This window comes from Methylobacterium nodulans ORS 2060, assembly GCF_000022085.1.
GTDB classification, from domain to species: Bacteria; Pseudomonadota; Alphaproteobacteria; order Rhizobiales; family Beijerinckiaceae; genus Methylobacterium; species Methylobacterium nodulans.
Genome location: NC_011894.1, coordinates 5,472,057 through 5,490,413 on the forward strand (window position 1 = coordinate 5,472,057; position 18,357 = coordinate 5,490,413).

The following is an 18,357-nucleotide window of genomic DNA, read 5'->3' on the forward strand; positions in this document are numbered from 1 at the left end:
GGTGGGATGTGATCCTGCTCGACACCCAGGCCGTCCATCCGCACGAGTTCCGCGCCGAGAAGCTCGGCGTGCCGCAGATGGATTTGTTCGATCGGCTCGGAGCTGGCGCCAGCGCGCGGGCGGTGGCGACCCCGGTCGACGCGATCGACGTCGTGCGCTTCGGCAGGATCGTCGAGCGGGAGCGGCGGCGCGAATACGGCTTCACCTACACCAACCTGATCAACCGGCTGCGCGCCGATCTGCCCGAGGGCCTCGCGCTCACGATCGGGCGCGTCGCGGAGATCCGTCCCGATGCGGAACGCTCGCGCGTCACCCTCACGGACGGACGCGTCATCGCGGCACGCCTCGTCGTGGTGTCGACCGGACTCGGCGATCTGGTGCGCCGCAAGGCCGGCATCGGGCGCACCCTGATCAGCGAGCGCCACTCGCTCTCGATCGGCTTCGACCTCCGCGCGCCCTGCTCCGCTTATCCCTTCGAGGCCCTCACCTACTACACCGAAGGCTTCGGCGAGCGCGTCGCCTACCTGACCCTGTTCCCGATCGGTCCGGTGATGCGGGGGAACCTCTTCGTCTACCGCGAGCCGGGCGAGGCCTGGACGCGGGCGTTCCGCGCCGATCCCGAGACGCAGCTCGCCACCCTGATGCCGCATCTCCGCCGCCTCTGCGGGGACCTGTCGATCGCGGGGCCGGTGGAGATCCGCCCCATGGACCTGGTGCGCGCCGAGAACCCGGCCCGCGATGGCCTCGTGCTCGTCGGCGACGCCTGCCTGACGACCTGCCCGATCCCGGGGACCGGCATCGGCAGGGTGCTCACCGACGTCGACCGCCTGTGCGCCGCATATGCCCCGCGCTGGCTCGCCGGCCCGCGGATCACCCGCGAGGACGTCGCGGCCTTCTACGCGGATCCCGTCAAGGTCGCCTCGGATGCCGACAGCCTCCGCGCCAGCCTCTACGCCCGGGCGATCGCCACCGAGGATGGGGCGGCCTGGAGAATACGGCGCCTGCACAACCGGGTGGGGCGTCACCTCCTCCACTGGCTCTACGGGGTGCGGGGTAGCGGCCGGCAAGGCAGGCCTCCGCATGAAGAGTGGTTCGACAAGGCCGCGCAGGACCGAGCTTCGTCTGCCGATTAACCTTTCGGCTCAATCCGACAGCAAGGCGAACGTGAAATTCGTCCATCGACAATTCCCGCCGGGTGCGTGGCTTGCAGGGTGAACTGCACGGACAGCACGGAGGCCCGTTTTGAACCATCAGTGGCCGAGCGTGGCACAGATCGACCGAAACCTCGGCCCCGCACCCTGGATGGCGACGGCCGGCTTCGAGCGCGCTGCCGCCGCACCCTGCGGAAGCGGGCGCTGCGATCACCCCCGGTCGCCACGTCCTGATTGCTGCAGGCGAGCGGGTCGGGCGCAATGGAGACGCATGCTCTCATCGATGCGGCATTGCCGCACATGCGGCCACCAACCCGTCGATCCGTAGGGTTTGGTGGGCCCGGCAGGAAAGTAACTTGTCGGTAAAAATCTGATAGAAAACAGATACTTAGCGCGCCAGCGACCACTCACTGTGTAACAGGTTTGTGCTACAGCGCAAACGCCATGGCGGCGCTGCTGGTGCGGCGACATCGACGGGCAGTGGTCTGACACAGCAGTGAGTTGGTGCGAGGTAGCGCGGCGATGTCGCTTGAGCATCCGAACCCTGCTTAACGGCTCCTCGCCCGAGCTCGATCTCGATCAGGCCGCCCGCATCGCCGATGCGGGATGAGGCCCCCCGCCTGAGACTGGTCTGGGGTGAGAGCGTTCACGCTGATCGCCACCGGAAGGAGGCGCACCTCGTTGGGGCGGCTGGTCCGCCTCCGGAGCTGGCGTCGCCAGGACACGAGGAGGCTACGGGCGATCCCGCTGACCGTGACGGCGGGATCAAGGCTCTGCTGGATCATCCGTTGCTTCTCCTCGTCGCTCCAGCGCCGGCGCCGCTACCCGCCCAAGACCTCAAGCCTCATGCGGTATCCTGACCTTAGAGCTGGCCTCAAGGCCGACCCTAAGTCACATGCTCACTCCTCCGCCAGCCTCCGCAAGGTGACTCTCACTGGACGCGCACTATTCACGTTCAGTCGCCAAATTATCTCTGAAGATCTTGTAGACAAGATCAAGCCAAGTGATCCCTGCGACAAAGTCGCTCTAACAGGAGATGTGCTTCTGCCGTCTCCTTGACATTGAACGGGGGCAGGATGACACTCGTCGAAGCTACTAAAGGAGCGCTCCGTGCGCAATTTGCGCGGAGGCGTCGTCGCGGCTCTACGCTGAGGACGGGGCTGCCTGCTAGCAGCTTGCGTTGCTGCCGAAGTTTGGTCGATGTTAGCACCCTTCACCTTGTGAAATGTCCTCTGTGCGGAGCGCCTAGTCTGAGGCGGAGGCTGTCGCCATGCTGAGCGCACCCGGGGAGGCGATGCTAGACGTTAAGCTATTCGTAAACCGCTTTCACGGTCCGTTCCCTGACCTGTATGAGCGCTGGTGGGACGGCGAAGAGTGGATCTGGGTGAACCATGGGCGCCCTGGCGTAACGCTGGTGGGAGGGCCAGGTGCCGCGATGATGAACTCCAAGCTGTTCGTGGGCACCGCGAACGGTCACCTCTTCGAGCGATTTTGGACCGGAGCGGCCTGGGTGTGGGTCGACCATGGCTTGCCGCCAGGCACAAGGGTGGTCACGGCGCCAGGCGCCGCGATGATGAACTCCAAGCTGTTCGTGGGCACCGCGAACGGTCACCTCTTCGAGCGATTTTGGACCGGAGCGGCCTGGGTGTGGGTCGACCATGGCTTGCCGCCAGGCACAAGGGTGGTCACGGCGCCAGGTGCCGCGATGATGAACTCCAAGCTGTTCGTGGGCACCGCGAACGGTCACCTCTTCGAGCGATTTTGGACCGGAGCGGCCTGGGTGTGGGTCGACCATGGCTTGCCGCCAGGCACAAGGGTGGTCACGGCGCCAGGCGCCGCGATGATGAACTCCAAGCTGTTCGTGGGCACCGCGAACGGTCACCTCTTCGAGCGATTTTGGACCGGAGCGGCCTGGGTGTGGGTCGACCATGGCTTGCCGCCAGGCACAAGGGTGGTCACGGCGCCAGGCGCCGCGATGATGAACTCCAAGCTGTTCGTGGGCACCGCGAACGGTCACCTCTTCGAGCGATTTTGGACCGGAGCGGCCTGGGTGTGGGTCGACCATGGCTTGCCGCCAGGCACAAGGGTGGTCACGGCGCCAGGCGCCGCGATGATGAACTCCAAGCTGTTCGTAAGCACCGCGAACGATCACCTCTTCGAGCGATTTTGGACCGGAGCGGCCTGGGCGTGGGTCGACCATGGTACAGCGCGGCACGACGATGCCCGGCATGTGCTAGGCATTCCTGGCTCTGACCCGAAGTTGACAATTGCCATAATGGGCGACGGGTTTGCCGAGGCCGACCTCAACACCTACCACGGTGTCGTACAGAACGACGTCTTGGGTGCACTGGGCCTCGACCAACTCAGCGGCCACCAAGCCGATTTCCGAATAATCCGCATCGACGTAGTCTCCACAGAGAGCTTGGTCACCGAACGACAGTACGACAAGAAGGGTACCGAAGACCCATCAGATGACAGCATCCTTTCAGAGCAGTTACGGTCCTCGCGGCTTGGAGTTATCGCTAATGGTGAGTGGAGCCACAATTGGTTCGATATTCCGGCGTTCACGAGAACGCGTATTGAGAAGCTCCGACGAAGGTTTGCGCCGGACGCTGACCACATCATCGTCGTCGTCAACTCGACAAAGAATGGTGGCCTCAGCTCAGTCGGCCCAGGTGTCGCCTTCTTCAACAGATTGGAAGAAAGCGACGTCATCGCGCATGAGCTCGGTCACAATCTTTTCGAGTTGAATGACGAGTATGTGAATGACACACGCACTTTCTCTGGGACGAGCGCCTCTGCGAATACGTCGGAGCGTCCAGCAAATTGGGCAAATTTGAAATGGTCGGCTTTGGTCACTGCGGGCGCGCCGCTCCCGACCGATCCTGCGGCTCTCCCTGCCGGGTGGGACCCACGAACAAGCGTGGGAGCGTTCGAAGGTGCCGGTGGCCGGTTCAGCAAAGGGCTTTTTCGGCCTGTGCTTCAGTGCCGAATGAACCAAAACACTCCGCCTTGGTGTCCAGTCTGTGCCCGCAAAATAGCAGACGATCTGGGAGCCTTTAAATGATCCCTCGAGCGGCGTGGCGTGGTGACCGGCGCCTCCGGATTAACCTCGACGTTGGGGCAAAATCGGCGCGGGTCGCTTCCATTTGGCTTGTCGACGGCCCAGCAGTTCAACGCCCGGCACTCTCAGGCCCTTACATCGCCCGCATCGACGTTAACGGAGAGACAGTCCTCCTCCAGTCGCTTGGAGATCCGATGATCATGCGCGGCATCGCTCGACCCAAAGAACATGGCCACCATTATCTCACCCAAGCCCGTGGCAGCGTGGTCATTGATGTGCCATTATCTACCGGCCCCGTGATTAATGACATCAGCGTTCGCATCGCCGATCTCGGCAAAGTTCGCAACCGACCAACCGATTATAAGGCATTAGTGGAGCTTTTCGATGTGAAGGTTCGGGGGTTCCGGCTTGTCGCCTCTGTTGGAGCACCCGATCTTGCTATGCACCCAGACTGGGATGCTGTTGCAACACTGGTCGGGATCGCTGCCGTGACGACAGGCGGATTTGAGATCTACGTTGATCGCGCAGGCCAATATCGCTGGCGATTGCGACGCCCGGACGGACAGATTGTCGCCGACAGCGGCCAAGGCTACCGTGACCGCGCGGCGTGCGAGTTCGATTTACGCTGGATCCGCTCGTCTGGCTTGCAATCGCCCATTCGATCACTCGATATCAACTAAGCGTGAGAAGTCACTCGCAGACGGCGGTTTCGTTGGTGCGCGAATGAGGGAGACGCAGGCAGTTCCGGCCTGAACCGTGCAACTTGTTGCATTAGCAGGTAGCATCGGACATGCAGGAGCGCGGCAATGACTTGGTTCCAGTTCTGGTTCCTGCTGCTCTGGCCGCTATTTGCCACCGGGATGTGGCTTGGCCTGACCTGTCTTGGGGACCGCTTCATCCGATGATGTGCAACTTGTTGCATCGTTGTCGTAGCGATCGAGGCTGACCAAGCCTTAAGCATCACATCAAGTGGGATCTGCCGCATCCGCCTGGAACTGGGTGGCCAGATTAGCCTCTTTGTACCTCTTCACACGATCGGCATCGCGGCGGATGCGATCGGCAATGGCGAGGCGGATGTAGCCGCTCCTCGTTGTCGCTGTGTAGGTCGCAGCGTTATAGCTCGCGATAGCGCGGTCAACTTCCCGGTACATTTCCTCTGGCAGCGAAATGGCCAGAATGCGGCTTGCCATGACAGGCCCCCACCCTCACCGAAGTCAGACTGATATATAAACCATAGAAGTAGCCGCGTCCAATCCACTGCGATCTCATACTAAGGCAAAACTGAAGGCGCCACTCAATCTTCGTATCCCACATGAGTTGCCCACATGAGAACTCCGGACATAGCGCGCCTTGTAGAGATCTGTGTGGCTACACTTGCCCTCATGATCTCAGGCAGTTTGAACCCGAAGGCTCGCGCCCGCTCGATACGAACTTGAGATAGCCCCAAGGTCATCGGCAGGCCGTCCTGCTCCGCCTCTGGGGCGGGAGCGTCGCAGATGACGACGATGGGCGCCGTCGTGGCGCCCCTGGCTACACGAAGGATCGGCTCCCACGCGGGGACGTCGTCCTCCGCCTGGAAGAGGTCGGTCGGATGCGCGTTCATAGCATGTGCTCTTGCAGATCGACCATCTCGGCGGTGGCCGCAGTCTCGTCGTCGATGATCTCCCTGCGGAACTCCATGTCGAAGGGAGAGAAGGCGAAGTTGGTCTCGAACTCGAAACCGTCGTCGGCGTCGCGCGCCTTGTGCAGCTTGTAGCGCCGGGTCGTGCGTTGATTGGGCTCCTCGCCCAGATCAATCGAGAGGACGTTGGAGGCTATCTGACCGATCCAGTCCGAGCCGCCGATCTGGTCGAGACCCTTCTTGCCCTGCTCGTCCTTGGTCCGGTTGAACTGGACCGAAACGGTGACCGGGACGTTGCGACGGGTCGCGAGCTGCTTCAGCCCCTTGAAGACATCCTGCAACGTCTCGTGCTTGGCGTACTTCGCGAACTTGCCGCCCCGGTTCTCGGGGTCGAGCAGGTAGGCCGCGTCCACGAAGATGATGTCAGGCGTGAACTCCATCGCGAGGTTGTCGACGTCAGCCACGCTCCGCTCCAGATCACCCGCGAGGAAGTGGAAGGGGGCGCCGTTCTCGGTGCTGTTGATCGTGTCGTAGAGAAGATCCTGGGCCCAGGTGGACATGCGCCCTTCACGGATCGACTTCGGGTTGAGGCCCGACAGCATGGCGATGTAGCGCCGGGCCGTCTGAAGGACTGTCATCTCCATCGACACGAACAGGACGGAGTGTCCGGCCCGCCACGCCGCCAGCGCGCAGTAGAGCATCGTCCACGACTTGCCGATGCCGGGCCGGGCCACGAACACGGTCACGTCGCCATCGGCTTGGCCCAGCGTGATCTGGTCCAGAGGTTCCCAGCCAAAGGTGATGCCGCGCAGGCCGTCCAGGTCGCGCGCCACATCGTAGTCCTCGCGCACCATCTGGGCGGCGTCGGCGAGGCTGATGACGGCCGAGGTCGTGTTGAAGCGGTTGGCCTCCCGGACCATCTGCGTCAGGACTTGGACGCCCTGCTCGACATTGGCCTGGGCCATGGCCTGGGCGAAGGAGGGGTGCGCCGCCTGCCATGCCCGCCCGATGGCCCGGTTCTTGACCCTGGTCAGGTAGTAGTCGACGGGCTCGGTCGCCGGCACGAGACGGTGCCCGTTCTCCCGGCACACCTCCGGGGTCGGGCGCTGCCCATAGGCCCGGTAGTGGTTGACGATGAAGTTGCGGGCGGGCAGCTCCTCCGGGGTGAAGAGCCCCGGATCCAGCATTCGCATTGCCGCCCGAGAGTTGGCCGCCAGCACAGCCGAGAGAAGCTGAAGTCCCTGGCTCATCACTTCACCTCGATCGTCTCGGCCGTGATCTCGAAGCGGTCCCGGAAGGAGCCGGACCACCAATGCAGGGTACCGGGCGGTTCGACCTGGAGCACGGTCGGCCGCTGGGCATCGAGGCGGGCGGTGAGCAGGGCCTCGACCTTGTGGCCGAGCCACCCGGCGAAGGGACGCTCGCCCTCGTCGCAGAACCCGGTGACGATCAACACCTTCGCCTCTTCCATGGTGTCGGCGACGTCGTACCGGCGTTCCTCGAAGATCGTTCCGACCTTGACCAGGGGCAGCACCATGGGCATCCGGCGCACGATCGTAAAGGCGCGGGCCATGACCATGCAGAACTCGTAGGACTTCTTGCCCTTGACAATCAGGTTTCCGCCGTCGTCCAGAACCCGGAACAGATCCGTCCGCATCCTTTCCTTGAACGACTTGCCGGCATCTCCGAATTCTTCGAGCTTGCGGGTGTGATACCGCTTGCCGATGCCCGCACGTGTCATGGCCTCGGCCAGCTCACGATCCATCGCCCGGCGGTTCTCCGGCGACAGACCATGGTCGGGGTGGTCAGGGGGCAGCTCGTCACGCATCGGTCTCACCACTTGCTCTCATCGAACTCAGGCAGCTTGAAGCCGTTCTCCCAATCGGGCTCGCCGGGCACCATCTCGACCGGCTTCGGCTTGTTCTCGTGGGCGCGGGGATGGGGGTTCTCCTTCGTGAAACGTGTTTCACGCCGCGCGGTGGCGGCGGCGAGCATCGCCACCTCGCGATCCCGCTTCGCCTGGGCGGCGAGCTTGCGCATCCGCTCCTCGTTGCGCTCGGCCTCCTGACGGGCGAGCACCTGCCGGAACGCCACCTCCTCGGTGAGGCCCTTGTCACGCATCAGGGCGATCACCTTCTGCTTGGTGCCGGGCAGGGTGCCGCGCCATTTCAGCTCGGCCTGATCGCTGTACGCCTCGTGGAACTTCGGGAACAGCCGGGCGACGAAGCCGATCTGCGGCTGGCTCGGCGGCGGATCCTTCTCCATCCACCCGAGCTTGGCCTTGCGGATCGGGTCCCAGTTCCGGACGACCCAGTCGAGGAAATTGTGCACCTCGGACAGCCGGTTGGCCGGCCAGTGCCGGTTCACGGCCTTCTTCAGGATCCCGGTCTCGCGGTCGGTCCACATCGCGATGGTGCGTGCCGGGTAGCACTCGCTGTAGGCGGCCTCCCATGTGGTGCGCCATGCGTGGGTGTCGACCCGCTTCCGGGCCGCGGCGAGCCGGGCCTTGCGGGCCTCGGCGGCACGGTCAATCGCCGCCTGCGCCGTGGGAGGGGGGGCCGCGCAACGGGGGGAGGGCTGAACGGTTTCCGGAACAGACACGCTGGGGGTTTGCGCCGGAACGGGTCTGGTTCGTTTACGAACTTCCGGCAAAAGGCTGCGCGGCCCGCAGGGCGGCGCAGGATCTTCCCTGGATATGGTTTCTTGGTTTGTAGGTTTCTCTATAGATGGGTGCCCAAAACGGATACCCCCCTCTATCAGATTTAGGCACCCCCCCTTATCAGAATTGGGCACCCCCCACTCACCTGCATCGGCGTCCGGTGCCGTCTGCTCATTCGGGACGACGGTAAGGTTCGCCCGGCGGGCGCGCGGGAGGTTGAGGGCCACGACGTTGCTCTCCTCGGCCTTGCCGGTCTTGGGGTTCCAGGTCAGCACCACGGTGAAGATGGTGCCGCGCTCACACTGGCTCGTGTGGATCAACCCACGACTCCGGGCGGCCTCGATCGCGCGGCGGATGGTGTTGAGGGACATGCCGGTGCCGGCCGTCCACATACCCGAGCCGTCGCGCTTCGGAACGCCGTTGATGAGCTGGTTGAGCGAGTAGGTGCCAGAGCGGTGACCGCGGGCGACCGTGTTGGCCAGGAGCCACCCGATCAGTGTCGTCTCCGCGGTCGACAGATGTGCCGCCCACTCTGTGAAGAGCCGAGCCTGGATCTCGTTCTTTTCCGAACGGGTGAACTCGTGTAGCCGCACGCCATCATTTGGCGAGGCACCATGTGCCGTCTCCATAAAATTGCCCCCAGCATGAGATTTCGGCCCCCGCTTTCGGGAGCTATGTCACATGATAATCTGTCTGTCAATCGCCATATACTTGACGAAGCGCCGAAGCATCTTGGATATGGTGCTGGGAAGGAAGCAGCCGTGCAACTTGTTGCACTAATCTCTAGGCATCTGGCGGCCCTAAACGGTCTGCCGGGACAGGCCCGTGACCTTGGCAATGGTCGAGACGCCCGCACCCTGGCCGAGCGTGGCGCTGTCTGGTGGGGTGAGGCTGCTATCGAAAAGGCATGTCGGGCGGCCTGATCCTCGATCAGCAGGCCGACACCATCAGAGGTTGGTGCGCCAAGCCCGTGAAACTTGTTGCACCGAGGATCAGGGAGCGTCCGCCTTGAGGGCGCGATGCACCGACATCCGGCTGATCCTCATCTGACGCGCGATGGCGGACGGGCCCATGCCGGCCGCTGCCAGCTCCCGCACCTTGTCGGCTGGGATCGTCGCCGGCCGGCCCTTCCCCTCGTAGACGCCGGCAGCCTTCGCCTTGGCGATGCCTTCGAGCTGGCGCTCGCGCCGGAGGTTGGTCTCGAACTCGGCGAAGACGCCCAGCATCTGCAGGAAGCAGCGGCCAGCCGCGGTGCTGGTGTCTATTGGCTGCTCTGTCGCCCGCAGCGCCACACCCTTCTGCTCCAGGGTCCGGACGATCGCGGCGAGGTCCGCGATGGAGCGGGCGAGGCGGTCGATCCGCGTGACCACGATCGTGTCGCCGTTCCGGGCGAAATCCATCAACGTCTGAAGCTCGGTGCGGCCCTCGGTGCTGGTCCCAGACTTCTTCTCGGCCCGGATAATCTCGCAGCCGGCGGACCGCAGCGCGGCTTCTTGGAGGGCCACGTCCTGATCCGTGCTGCTCACCCGCGCGTACCCGTACACGGCCATGATTTAGGACTCCAATGTCACAAAACGCTCTAGACCTTTTCCTTGTAACGTATCAAAAGCCCTAGACAACCGTTATGTTACGTTGCGAAGCTGTACCACGCGCCTGTCGCGCAGCGGTGTACCCTTTTGTGATGGAGGAGGAGCGTGCGTCTGGCAGCGGGCCGGGGCGGTGATGGAGAGCAAGAACCCGGCCCGCCGGCGGCGCCCCGATGTGAGTCGAAAGAAATCGGTGCCGCAGGGCAACAGCGCGCCCGCCTGCCCGCGATGTCGTTGATAGAAGTTGCGGGCGCGCAACAAAACGCCCAGCGAGGGTTAGGACCTTGCCGGGCGCTCTGCCACTAGGGAGAAACGACTCCTTGAAGGAGCAAGTTGAAAGAGGAAGCAACGTGCCAACGCCTTAAGAAACGGTTAAGGTTTGCCCGCGCTGCCGTACTTCGATCCTTCAAATTTGACCGATCTCCGACCCAAGTCATTGATCTGATTAGATGCGGCCTTCTGTGTCCCGTCTCGTTGTCATCCTGATCCTGCCATTCCGATCCGTCCGCCACGCCCGACCGATGCCGATGCAATGTTACCTCGACCCGTAAGCGTCTGGGGTCTGCTCTGCCCGCCCGTCGCACTGTCCCGTCGCACAACCTACCCTCTGCGACGCAGCCATGCGCGGCGTCCCGGAAGTCAAAACCCGACCCCTCATGACATACCGAGGGGCGTCACGGCCTCGTCGCACCATACGACGGCAAGAAAACCCAAATCCTGACTAGGCCGCACTTCCAGTTCGTGCGCCCTCAGCAGATAGCATTACCATTGGCGGCTTAGAAGCTTTTCAACACGCTGCTCAATGCCACGCTCCGAATAGACAAAGCCATCAAACGCTGAAAACAGGTCCGCGACAGCTTGGCTGACGTATGGAACGATTGACGGTAGGGGCGTTGTAAGCGGCACCTCTATGCATGTAGAAACCGTGTTATCTTGAATTTTCCCTCGCTTGGAGAAATACAATTCAGGATTAGCCCATGACGACAGAGTGCGGCCTTTGAGGTTGTCCCATTCAAAGCAGAACCCAAGCGTTGATGTCTCATCACAGCCAAGGGCGCGCGCGAAGCTGATGCCAACCGCGATCACCTCGGCCACGCGATAGACCATCAGCGCCGGATCGAGCTGTGTCTTTGGTTCCACCTTGTCCGTCATATCATCCTGTAAGACCCGCCACAGATAGAATTCACCCTTGGCGTCCATACGCAGGAAATCGACATGGCTACTCATTAAGCCAGCCTGAGTGCTCAATATGAGAGCTTCCCACGCTTTCTGCTTTTTATAGGGCCTGTGCCGTTCATCTGCGAATGGTCGTGAGTCTAGCCATACCGGCCAGCCTGTATATTGAGGGTTTGAACCGAAGATAGTATTTAGAAACTCATGGTTGGAGTCCGTAGCAGGCAACGGCGGATCAATTGCAAGGGCGGCACTCCACGTTCCGCACTTTAGCAACTCTTGATCGCGCGCGGAAAGCTGGCGATCAGCAATGGCTTCATCACGGAATTTCTTACCTGCCTCCAACACCATACGGGCATGCTCGGTGGCGGTCGGCACTGGTTTCAGGGCCGCCAATTTCTCTTGGGCGTTGGTGATGAAGCGCAACAGGTTCTCGCCGCCAAGGTGACGGCGCAGAAACCGGCCAATATCCGCCTCGCGGTTCTCGAAGCATATTTCAACGATATCCCGCCAGTCCGAAGCTTTTGCAGCGGACGTGCTGGGCCTTCCGTTCGAGTTAAGGGTGCGGAAATACACCGTATCCGCACGAATTAGAAACTTATGCTTATTTGTTGGGTCGGGCAGATCGCCTTTTGCGGCAACCGGAACAGTTGTGCCCTCCGGCACGGCAATAATTGGAAACTCTTGGCCGCCACGTTCGGCAAAGCCAATCTGAATTTCAAAAGGGTTGGAAACGTATTTTGATATTATCCCCTGAATAATATCGACATGGAATGCGGCTCGCACGTTGGCCGGTTTGTTATTCGGGTCGGGAGATAAGGTATCGTTGTCGAAGCCAATGACCAGATAACCTCCGTTGCGGTTACGCAGAGCAATCGCGGCCAAGGCAATCTTGGCAATTCCTTTCGGATCAGTCGGATCGATCCACCGTTTCAGTTCGACGTTCAAGCTTTCTGATGGATGCGCAACCAAGTTGTTTAGGCGCTCTTGTGAAATGTCCATTAGTTACTAAGACCCCAATGCTGACAATGCCGTCCCGCCCTCAGCGTTGAGGCTGCTATACCGCGAACCGTACATAAATACACGTAGAACGGGGCGGCTGGTGTAGTCTCTCAACATGACACCCGCCCGGAGCAAAGCCGCTCGTGCCGTGCTGCGCTGGACCACGCGCGAGCTATCGAGCCGGAGCGGCGTGGCCCTGCACACGCTGTCGAAGTTCGAGGACGGCGACCACCTGAACCGGGAGCCACGAGAGAGGCTACGCGCTGAGTTCGAGGCCGCAGGCGTCGAGCTGCACCGCGACGGCTACGGGTTGAGCTTGGCCGCGATCGGGGACAGGTAGACGAGGCCCACGGCCGGGGCGACCCGCGCCCGCGTTTCCTGCGTATGGTGGGCGGCGTCGAGTAGGTGAGCAGAGGGGAGAACGGTGAGCGATAGCGAAGAAGCTTTTGCCGGTCTTTTACAGCTACAGGAGCGCATGGCGAAGGTTCTAGAACCTTCTCTCCGGCTTCAGAAGCAGATTGAAAGCTTTCTGCCTCGCGTTCCTAAATTCGTCGCTGATTTTCAGTTTGCTGCCGAACGCGCGATCAAAATTTCGGCACCACACATAGAGGCAATTTCAAAACTTACTTCTAACTGCAAGAAGCTGGAAGCGGCCGGTTTTCTTCCTCATTACACAATTCCTTTCGATGAGGTTGAGAAAGATCAGGACGTTTCTGATCTCGGCAGTTTCTTGGAGCAATTTTATAGAGATAATTGGTCTTCTATCCGTGACACCGTTCTAAAGCGCGTTGACGGCTATGATGTTGACGATGAAGCCAAGGCCACGTTTCGGGAGGCCATTCAGGCGCACGAGCAAGGGCTGTATCGCTGTGTCTGCCGTGTTCTTTTTCCAGAAATAGAAAGGATTTCCAGAGTGGAAATCCACGCGGGAAGTTTGCAGACCATCACAAGTCAGAAGGAGTTACAGAAACTCGCCGGCGAGTTGGATACGTCACAGACGGAACCGCGCGGCATGTATGCATTGGAGTTTTACGGTAAGCTGACCGAGCATCTATATGAGTATGTCTCCACTCCCGCGGCAGCTACTAAAGCTGAACAGAATAGTGTTTCAAATCGGCATGCAACTGTGCACGGGGTTGTCAGCTATTCGAGTCTTAAGAATAGCTTAAACGCGCTGTTTATGGCCGATTACATCCTGCAAGTCGTCACAGTTACCAAAAGGCAAGCGAAGGAAGACGCTGAAGCAAAGGGCGACAGTTAGCGGTGTCCTGAAGGGCCTTTCGCTCGCCTGAAGGGTGGCGAAGCCTGCCCACTTGGGGGCTTTGCCCCCTATGGCAGCTCTCGGCTGGGCGGCCCGGCCGGGGTCAACGCCCCTGCGGCCTTGAGGCCGGTTCGGGCAACTGGCACCCACTAAGCAGAACTGGCCGAAGGCCGCCGCATCGCGCGTCAGCGATTGTCACCCGAAGGGCCGAAACCGTCGGAGGCGGGCTCAGGGAGCCGCCTCCGGCGGCGAGTAGAGCGCGGCCGGTAGGGGAGATCACCATGCAGAAGTGCCCCTTTACCGAGGGCGCTCTGTCATCGTGGGTCTTCAGCGCGCCATTCCGGGCCTTACGCGAACGATACCGCTCGTGAGAGACGGGCACCGTTCCAGCTCGGCGGCTCCAGAGGATTTGCCCAACTAGTGGTCAAAATCTGACGCTTGGTACCCGCTGCCAAGAGCTGCTTGCGACCCTTCTGAGACGTTCAGAGCGTCCGCTCCCGGGCTACGCGCCGTTCGTCAGCTTCGCGACCGCGACGACTATCTGCCGAAATTGGAGTGGCTTCTGCAGCCGCTCAACGCCGTTGAACTCCGCCGGGATTACCCTTGCATCGTAGCCGGTCGTGAACACGAACGGGATGCTGCGGTCCCTCAGCACCTCGGTGAGCTGAGATGTCTCCTCTGCCGGTCGCGCGGCTCGCACCGTCGACCGCGGCGTCAGCCGCGACATCGTCACCGTGCTGAAAGGCGTGATCCGCGGACCGAGGTCGGCTACTCGTCCAAGGGCTATCTCTGAGCCGAGTTCGCAGACGACGTAGACCGAGTCAAGCCCCGCTTCATCGACAGACCAGTCAGGCGACTACTGGCCGATACCGGATCGGACTGCCGTGTCGACGCTGGTCTAATCAGCACCTAACACATACCATCAGACAGGAGAGAAGGGATGACAATCGTCGCATGCTGGCTGGACGAGAGCTATAGTGTAACTTCTCTCGCTGCGCTAGCGGACGCCAGGGCATCCGAGAGGGTCGGCACGGTGTGGTACACCCACTCTGACAATACCATCAAGCTCTTCTCAATTGATGTCCGCTGCTTCGATATGGACGCGCTGACGCCGGGCCTCGGCGCATGGATGAACCCCTATTACGAAACAACGATAGGCCTGGGTTTCGCTGGGCACTGCTTCGAGGCCCTGACCGTCATTGCCCACATCCAGCGCGCCATGGGAGCGCTCATCATCGCCGACGGCAAGAAGGTCCAGCCGGTGTCCGACGGCCTCGTGAACCTCGCCAAGGAGATCGCAGAGCGATATCTGCGCGACCACAAATTCGGCTCGATGCGCGATCTCGAGCTGCTGCTTTTCGGATGGGATGGCCCGGCTCAGCCGTGGATCGCCAAGCTCGTCTGGGACAGGCAGACCAAGAAGGTGGTCAACACCGTCACCAAGCCGAGCAAGCCCGACGTTGTCACCATCGGCGACGGTGCGAAGGCCTCCAAACGGTTCGGCATCGCCGCGCGGATCCGCAAGAAGATCGCTCGCCAACTTGAGCGGTTCGTGTCAGCCCCGCTCTCGCAGCAGGGCGCCTTCTCCCAGGCAATCCTCGAAATCGAGGCGTCGCGGCGCATGGAAGAGGGCGTGGGCGCGCTGGTCGAGAGCCAATTCGTGCGCAGCGTTGGCGGCGTCCGGCAGAAGCTGCAGGTTGCATGGGAGGGCGGTCGCGCAGTCGCGGCGTTCACCGCCGACGACCAGCCCCACATCATGGATGGTTTGCCGTCCGTGCGGACCGATACGTCTCTTGGGCCAGTACCCATCGTCACAAAGATGAAGTGACGACCTAAAGCAGCCTCAGTTCCGAAGCTGAAAGGCCGCTTTCAGGGCCGTCGCTATGCCGAGAACTAACGCGGTCGGGCGCAAGGCGGAACGTCCGCTTGCAGGCGGCGAGCCAAGCTCCGCAATCCACCGATTTTGTTGAAAAAGTCCCTGATGCCCTCCGGGACCTCTATATGTAGCAGCTGGTGCGACGTGCAGACCCAACTCTTTGTATGCTGAGATCCGTCAACGAGCGCCAAAGCGAGTTTTTCAACACAATCCACCCTAAGCCGACCTCGCGAGTGGGTATCAAGCGTCAGATTTTGACTGCTAGAACGAGTTCGGCGGGTCCTTTCTCCCCTCCCGCCAATCCGCCGTAAACCCGGGCCAGCACGCCTCCAGCTCTTCCAGGGCCTCTTCGGCCGGGGCGCTGCCATCCGGCGACATAAGAAGGAGTGCCATTGCAGCCATTGGGTCGCGCGGGATCGGAGGTTCAACCCATCCCGGCGCCTGTTTCAGCTTCTCTACCGGGACCAGTACGTGGAACTGCAACAGCCCCCGCAACTCGCGGAGCGCGCGCACCGCCACCGAGAGATCACCGGCCGCGGTCGCGGCGGCGTACGTATGCGCGAGGCCGTCCACCATGAGCCTCGCGTAATCCTGTAGGGTGCGACGCTGTGCTTGCACTAAGGCACGGTCAAAGAGTCCATCGAGCACCACTGAAGTGTCAGCCGGCGCAGAGGGTAGCTCCAGCCCCGCTTCCTGGTGCTGCGGATGCTGGGCGACTGGGGGCAGATGGAAGGTCACCGGACGCCCAAGGTGGCCGGCCCGATGCCGGTGGAGTGCAGATCGTGACGGTAGGGAGAACTGGGTCACCACATCATCGAGAGATGCACCAGCCCTGAGGGCGGCGTCGATGCCGGCCCGCGCCGGATGCGCGCAAATCGTGCAAGGGCGGGCCATCTCCGTTCTCCATTTTGCGTGTTTCGCTTCATCTCGCTTCGTTTCGAAACACGGCCCTAGGCGCTCGGGCTCGGCTCGGCGGACCCCTGCACACCGAGAGCCTCACCAAGCTCGGTCACGGCGAGGTGGGCGGCCTTGAGGGAGAACTTCAGCAGGAGGCCGGCAACTTCCTCCTTCGGCCGCTTCGTGCGCGCGGCGACTGCATCGAGGGTGTCGCCATCAAAGAAAACGGCCTCAGCGACACCCAAGGCTTGCGTGTCTTCATCAAGGGGCAGGTAGAGATCAGCGGCGGTAGTTGGTGTGGTGTTAGTGGTCATGAGCTTTCTCCGAGAGCAGGGCTAGGCGGCGGTGAGAGCTGGGACCCGGGCTGAGGTGAGGCCGAAGACAGCGGTAAGAGCCTCAGGCAGGCAGTTGGGCAGGTGCTCGCGCGGCGGAAGGAGGGCGCGCAGGGGTGGCGGCACGTACCCCTCACCCAACGGATCCGCGATGTCCCGGGCAGCGCGTTCCATGGCGCGGACAAGATCAGACCGAAGGCACGACGGCAGCGCCCCATCATGTTCCTCCACCAAATCGCCAAGAGCGACGTAGAGGCCCACCGAGGCCCAGAACTGTTCGAGCGCTTGGGTTTGTTCGATCCGGCCCCGATGTCTGTCGGCCTGAGCCGGTGCGACCTTGGCCTCTTGGAGGATCAAGGCGTGCGCGGCATGGCCACGGGCCACACATCGCGCTACCGCGACGAGGTCCAGAGGCGGACGGCAGCGGAAGGCGCGGGCGACGCGGTCGAAGGTGCCGGAGTTCATCGTGTTGCGGCCCACGCGCCCGGGATCAAGCCTTCCATGCTCAGGGAGCCGGAGGTGTGAGACCGCCGAAGAAGCTCGGCGCGCAGCAGGGCCGTCTTCAGATCAGTTGCACGCTGCGTCGTGACACCGAGGGCAGCGGCCAACTCAAAGGTGTCGATGGTCAGCGGCTCGCCAGTGCGGCGGCAGGTGTCGAGCACGAGTGCGAGGAACCGGGCGGTATCGACGCCGTATCCGCGCTCCTTGGCCAACTTCACAACTTCGGACGGGAGACCGTCGAATGGATCCGCCTCCTTGCGAGCCGGCGTGGGGGCCGAGGAAGACTCTCCGGTGAAGAGCCGAACGGGTCCGCGGCGAACGCGGAGGCTGTCGCTTTTCGCGGCGCGTCCGAGTGTGTTGATACCTAGATCAATCATCGGGGTGCTCCTAGGGCAGGCTGTGCAACGTGTTGCACGACAAGGTCTGGATGGTTCCGCTCCAACCACTCGACCAGCGCGATCCGGACGATCATCGACTTCGAGACACCACCAGTCAGCGAGGCGGCTGCCCTACGTCGAGCTGCTGCCTTGTCGAGCGCCTGGATAAGTTCCGGGTCAGCCGCGGCGAAAATGACGGGGCGCGTCATGGCGATCCTCAAAGGGATCCCGCGGTCCTTTCGGAGCCGCGGGGAGAAGTCAGGAGCAGAGAGCCCGCAAAGGTGCAGGCTGCATCCTCTTTACCGCCTCAGGACCCGCTCAGCAAGCGTTGTCTTGAGTTTTTCTTACGCCTTACCTAGTCTACGATGCTTCGTCAACCGTGTTCGACTTCCTTTGTCACCCACTGAAGCTTCCGTCAACTCGGTCGTGCCCCCGCCTTGCGAAGCATCCCGCCGGGCCGCATGGCGTTGGCGGCCCATTCCGAGATTTTCTGGTCCATCATCACTTCGAGCTGTGCGGTGAGGTTGCGGTTGTTGGCCTCGTCCATCTTCGGGTTGCCGGACGAGCCCTTGCTCTCGACGGTGATGTTGACGTCGCCCATCGAGAAGGAGCCGCCCGTGAAACTTGTTGCACCGGTCGACTGCATCCGGTCTGCGAGCCGCGCACCTTCATCCCCGACTCGCGGGGGACACACCTCACCTCTCATCCCTGGCTGATCCGTCAGCGGATCATCCCTGCATCCACGGGGGACACTCGCACGCCGCTGCCGGGCTAGAGTAGCGATGCGGATCATCCCCGCATCCGCGGGGGACACGGAAACTCGCTCGCCAACGTGGTCTTGCCGGCCGGATCGTCCC

19 protein-coding genes are annotated in these 18,357 nt (G+C 62.1%); 6 read left to right on the forward strand and 13 right to left on the reverse strand.

Features of this window, described 5'->3' with window-relative positions; all coding sequences use genetic code 11:
- The first annotated feature begins 8 nt into the window (after positions 1 to 8).
- Positions 9 to 1,133, forward strand: a complete 1,125-nt coding sequence (locus tag MNOD_RS25495) for an FAD-dependent oxidoreductase (RefSeq protein ID WP_083786548.1) — start codon at positions 9 to 11, stop codon at positions 1,131 to 1,133.
- 566 nt (positions 1,134 to 1,699) lie between these two features.
- On the opposite strand, the gene MNOD_RS50730 is transcribed toward MNOD_RS25495, so the two are convergent.
- On the reverse strand, positions 1,700 to 1,936 hold the full coding sequence (locus MNOD_RS50730) for a hypothetical protein (RefSeq protein ID WP_083786550.1): 237 nt from the start codon (positions 1,934 to 1,936) through the stop codon (positions 1,700 to 1,702).
- A gap of 485 nt (positions 1,937 to 2,421) precedes the next feature.
- Here MNOD_RS50730 and MNOD_RS25500 point away from each other — a divergent pair, with 485 nt between their 5' ends.
- Both MNOD_RS25500 and MNOD_RS43940 read left to right on the forward strand, forming a co-directional pair.
- On the forward strand, positions 2,422 to 4,218 hold the full coding sequence (locus MNOD_RS25500) for a M64 family metallopeptidase (protein WP_015931843.1): 1,797 nt from the start codon (positions 2,422 to 2,424) through the stop codon (positions 4,216 to 4,218).
- A gap of 191 nt (positions 4,219 to 4,409) precedes the next feature.
- Positions 4,410 to 4,895, forward strand: a complete 486-nt coding sequence (locus MNOD_RS43940) for a YegP family protein (RefSeq protein ID WP_198157537.1) — start codon at positions 4,410 to 4,412, stop codon at positions 4,893 to 4,895.
- A gap of 285 nt (positions 4,896 to 5,180) precedes the next feature.
- Here MNOD_RS43940 and MNOD_RS25505 read toward each other — a convergent pair whose 3' ends face one another.
- From MNOD_RS25505 to MNOD_RS47115, 6 genes are all read right to left on the reverse strand, one after another.
- Positions 5,181 to 5,405: a ribbon-helix-helix domain-containing protein gene (locus MNOD_RS25505; RefSeq protein ID WP_015931846.1), complete on the reverse strand. Its 225-nt coding sequence runs from the start codon at positions 5,403 to 5,405 to the stop codon at positions 5,181 to 5,183.
- A 409-nt stretch (positions 5,406 to 5,814) separates the two neighbouring features.
- Positions 5,815 to 7,086 (reverse strand): DnaB-like helicase C-terminal domain-containing protein, encoded by a 1,272-nt coding sequence (locus MNOD_RS25515; RefSeq protein ID WP_015931848.1) that lies wholly within the window; start codon positions 7,084 to 7,086, stop codon positions 5,815 to 5,817.
- The gene (locus MNOD_RS25520; RefSeq protein ID WP_157091547.1) at positions 7,086 to 7,673 is read right to left on the reverse strand and encodes a hypothetical protein; all 588 of its coding nucleotides are present in this window, start codon (positions 7,671 to 7,673) and stop codon (positions 7,086 to 7,088) included. The genes MNOD_RS25515 and MNOD_RS25520 overlap by 1 nt, the downstream gene beginning before the upstream one ends.
- Positions 7,670 to 9,124 carry a hypothetical protein gene (locus tag MNOD_RS47110; protein WP_015931850.1) on the reverse strand — a complete coding sequence of 485 codons (1,455 nt, stop codon included), beginning with the start codon at positions 9,122 to 9,124 and terminating at the stop codon, positions 7,670 to 7,672. The genes MNOD_RS25520 and MNOD_RS47110 overlap by 4 nt, the downstream gene beginning before the upstream one ends.
- A 363-nt stretch (positions 9,125 to 9,487) precedes the next feature.
- Complete coding sequence (locus MNOD_RS25535; protein ID WP_015931851.1) at positions 9,488 to 10,045, reverse strand: recombinase family protein; 558 nt, start codon at positions 10,043 to 10,045, stop codon at positions 9,488 to 9,490.
- A gap of 798 nt (positions 10,046 to 10,843) precedes the next feature.
- Positions 10,844 to 12,202, reverse strand: a complete 1,359-nt coding sequence (locus tag MNOD_RS47115; RefSeq protein ID WP_157091549.1) for an AlbA family DNA-binding domain-containing protein — start codon at positions 12,200 to 12,202, stop codon at positions 10,844 to 10,846.
- Between the two features lie 169 nt (positions 12,203 to 12,371).
- Here MNOD_RS47115 and MNOD_RS25545 point away from each other — a divergent pair, with 169 nt between their 5' ends.
- Together MNOD_RS25545 and MNOD_RS47120 are read left to right on the forward strand one after the other, a co-directional pair.
- Entirely contained in the window at positions 12,372 to 12,596 is a 225-nt protein-coding gene (locus MNOD_RS25545; RefSeq protein WP_015931853.1) for a helix-turn-helix domain-containing protein, read from the forward strand.
- A gap of 84 nt (positions 12,597 to 12,680) precedes the next feature.
- Positions 12,681 to 13,517 (forward strand): hypothetical protein, encoded by an 837-nt coding sequence (locus MNOD_RS47120; protein WP_157091550.1) that lies wholly within the window; start codon positions 12,681 to 12,683, stop codon positions 13,515 to 13,517.
- Between the two features lie 502 nt (positions 13,518 to 14,019).
- On the opposite strand, the gene MNOD_RS25550 is transcribed toward MNOD_RS47120, so the two are convergent.
- A complete protein-coding gene (locus MNOD_RS25550) occupies positions 14,020 to 14,244 on the reverse strand; it encodes a response regulator (protein WP_043749406.1) in 225 nt (74 codons plus the stop codon).
- 213 nt (positions 14,245 to 14,457) lie between these two features.
- On the opposite strand from MNOD_RS25550, the gene MNOD_RS25555 reads away from it, so the two are divergent.
- Positions 14,458 to 15,345, forward strand: coding sequence for a hypothetical protein (locus MNOD_RS25555; protein ID WP_015931855.1), 888 nt, complete (start codon positions 14,458 to 14,460; stop codon positions 15,343 to 15,345).
- A 309-nt stretch (positions 15,346 to 15,654) separates the two neighbouring features.
- Here MNOD_RS25555 and MNOD_RS25560 read toward each other — a convergent pair whose 3' ends face one another.
- The 5 genes from MNOD_RS25560 to MNOD_RS47125 form a co-directional block, all read right to left on the reverse strand.
- Positions 15,655 to 15,969, reverse strand: a complete 315-nt coding sequence (locus tag MNOD_RS25560) for a hypothetical protein (RefSeq protein WP_157091551.1) — start codon at positions 15,967 to 15,969, stop codon at positions 15,655 to 15,657.
- A 374-nt stretch (positions 15,970 to 16,343) separates the two neighbouring features.
- Complete coding sequence (locus MNOD_RS25565) at positions 16,344 to 16,604, reverse strand: hypothetical protein (protein ID WP_015931857.1); 261 nt, start codon at positions 16,602 to 16,604, stop codon at positions 16,344 to 16,346.
- 21 nt (positions 16,605 to 16,625) lie between these two features.
- Entirely contained in the window at positions 16,626 to 17,102 is a 477-nt protein-coding gene (locus tag MNOD_RS25570) for a hypothetical protein (RefSeq protein ID WP_157091552.1), read from the reverse strand.
- Positions 17,084 to 17,500: a hypothetical protein gene (locus MNOD_RS25575; RefSeq protein WP_015931859.1), complete on the reverse strand. Its 417-nt coding sequence runs from the start codon at positions 17,498 to 17,500 to the stop codon at positions 17,084 to 17,086. Before MNOD_RS25575 ends, MNOD_RS25570 begins: the two co-directional genes overlap by 19 nt.
- A 415-nt stretch (positions 17,501 to 17,915) precedes the next feature.
- Positions 17,916 to 18,101, reverse strand: a complete 186-nt coding sequence (locus tag MNOD_RS47125; RefSeq protein WP_157091553.1) for a hypothetical protein — start codon at positions 18,099 to 18,101, stop codon at positions 17,916 to 17,918.
- Between the last annotated feature and the right edge of the window lie 256 nt (positions 18,102 to 18,357).

What these genes read in the sequence shown, in the direction of transcription:
- MNOD_RS50730 (WP_083786550.1), bottom strand. Translation starts at nt 1,936, where the DNA reads ATGATCCAGCAGAGCCTTGATCCCGCCGTCACGGTCAGCGGGATCGCC.
- MNOD_RS25500 (WP_015931843.1), top strand. Translation starts at nt 2,422, where the DNA reads ATGCTGAGCGCACCCGGGGAGGCGATGCTAGACGTTAAGCTATTCGTA.
- MNOD_RS43940 (WP_198157537.1), top strand. Translation starts at nt 4,410, where the DNA reads ATGATCATGCGCGGCATCGCTCGACCCAAAGAACATGGCCACCATTAT.
- MNOD_RS25505 (WP_015931846.1), bottom strand. Translation starts at nt 5,405, where the DNA reads ATGGCAAGCCGCATTCTGGCCATTTCGCTGCCAGAGGAAATGTACCGG.
- MNOD_RS25515 (WP_015931848.1), bottom strand. Translation starts at nt 7,086, where the DNA reads ATGAGCCAGGGACTTCAGCTTCTCTCGGCTGTGCTGGCGGCCAACTCT.
- MNOD_RS47110 (WP_015931850.1), bottom strand. Translation starts at nt 9,124, where the DNA reads ATGGAGACGGCACATGGTGCCTCGCCAAATGATGGCGTGCGGCTACAC.
- MNOD_RS25535 (WP_015931851.1), bottom strand. Translation starts at nt 10,045, where the DNA reads ATGGCCGTGTACGGGTACGCGCGGGTGAGCAGCACGGATCAGGACGTG.
- MNOD_RS25545 (WP_015931853.1), top strand. Translation starts at nt 12,372, where the DNA reads ATGACACCCGCCCGGAGCAAAGCCGCTCGTGCCGTGCTGCGCTGGACC.
- MNOD_RS25550 (WP_043749406.1), bottom strand. Translation starts at nt 14,244, where the DNA reads ATGTCGCGGCTGACGCCGCGGTCGACGGTGCGAGCCGCGCGACCGGCA.
- MNOD_RS25555 (WP_015931855.1), top strand. Translation starts at nt 14,458, where the DNA reads ATGACAATCGTCGCATGCTGGCTGGACGAGAGCTATAGTGTAACTTCT.
- MNOD_RS25560 (WP_157091551.1), bottom strand. Translation starts at nt 15,969, where the DNA reads ATGGTGGACGGCCTCGCGCATACGTACGCCGCCGCGACCGCGGCCGGT.
- MNOD_RS25565 (WP_015931857.1), bottom strand. Translation starts at nt 16,604, where the DNA reads ATGACCACTAACACCACACCAACTACCGCCGCTGATCTCTACCTGCCC.
- MNOD_RS25575 (WP_015931859.1), bottom strand. Translation starts at nt 17,500, where the DNA reads ATGATTGATCTAGGTATCAACACACTCGGACGCGCCGCGAAAAGCGAC.
- MNOD_RS47125 (WP_157091553.1), bottom strand. Translation starts at nt 18,101, where the DNA reads ATGGGCGACGTCAACATCACCGTCGAGAGCAAGGGCTCGTCCGGCAAC.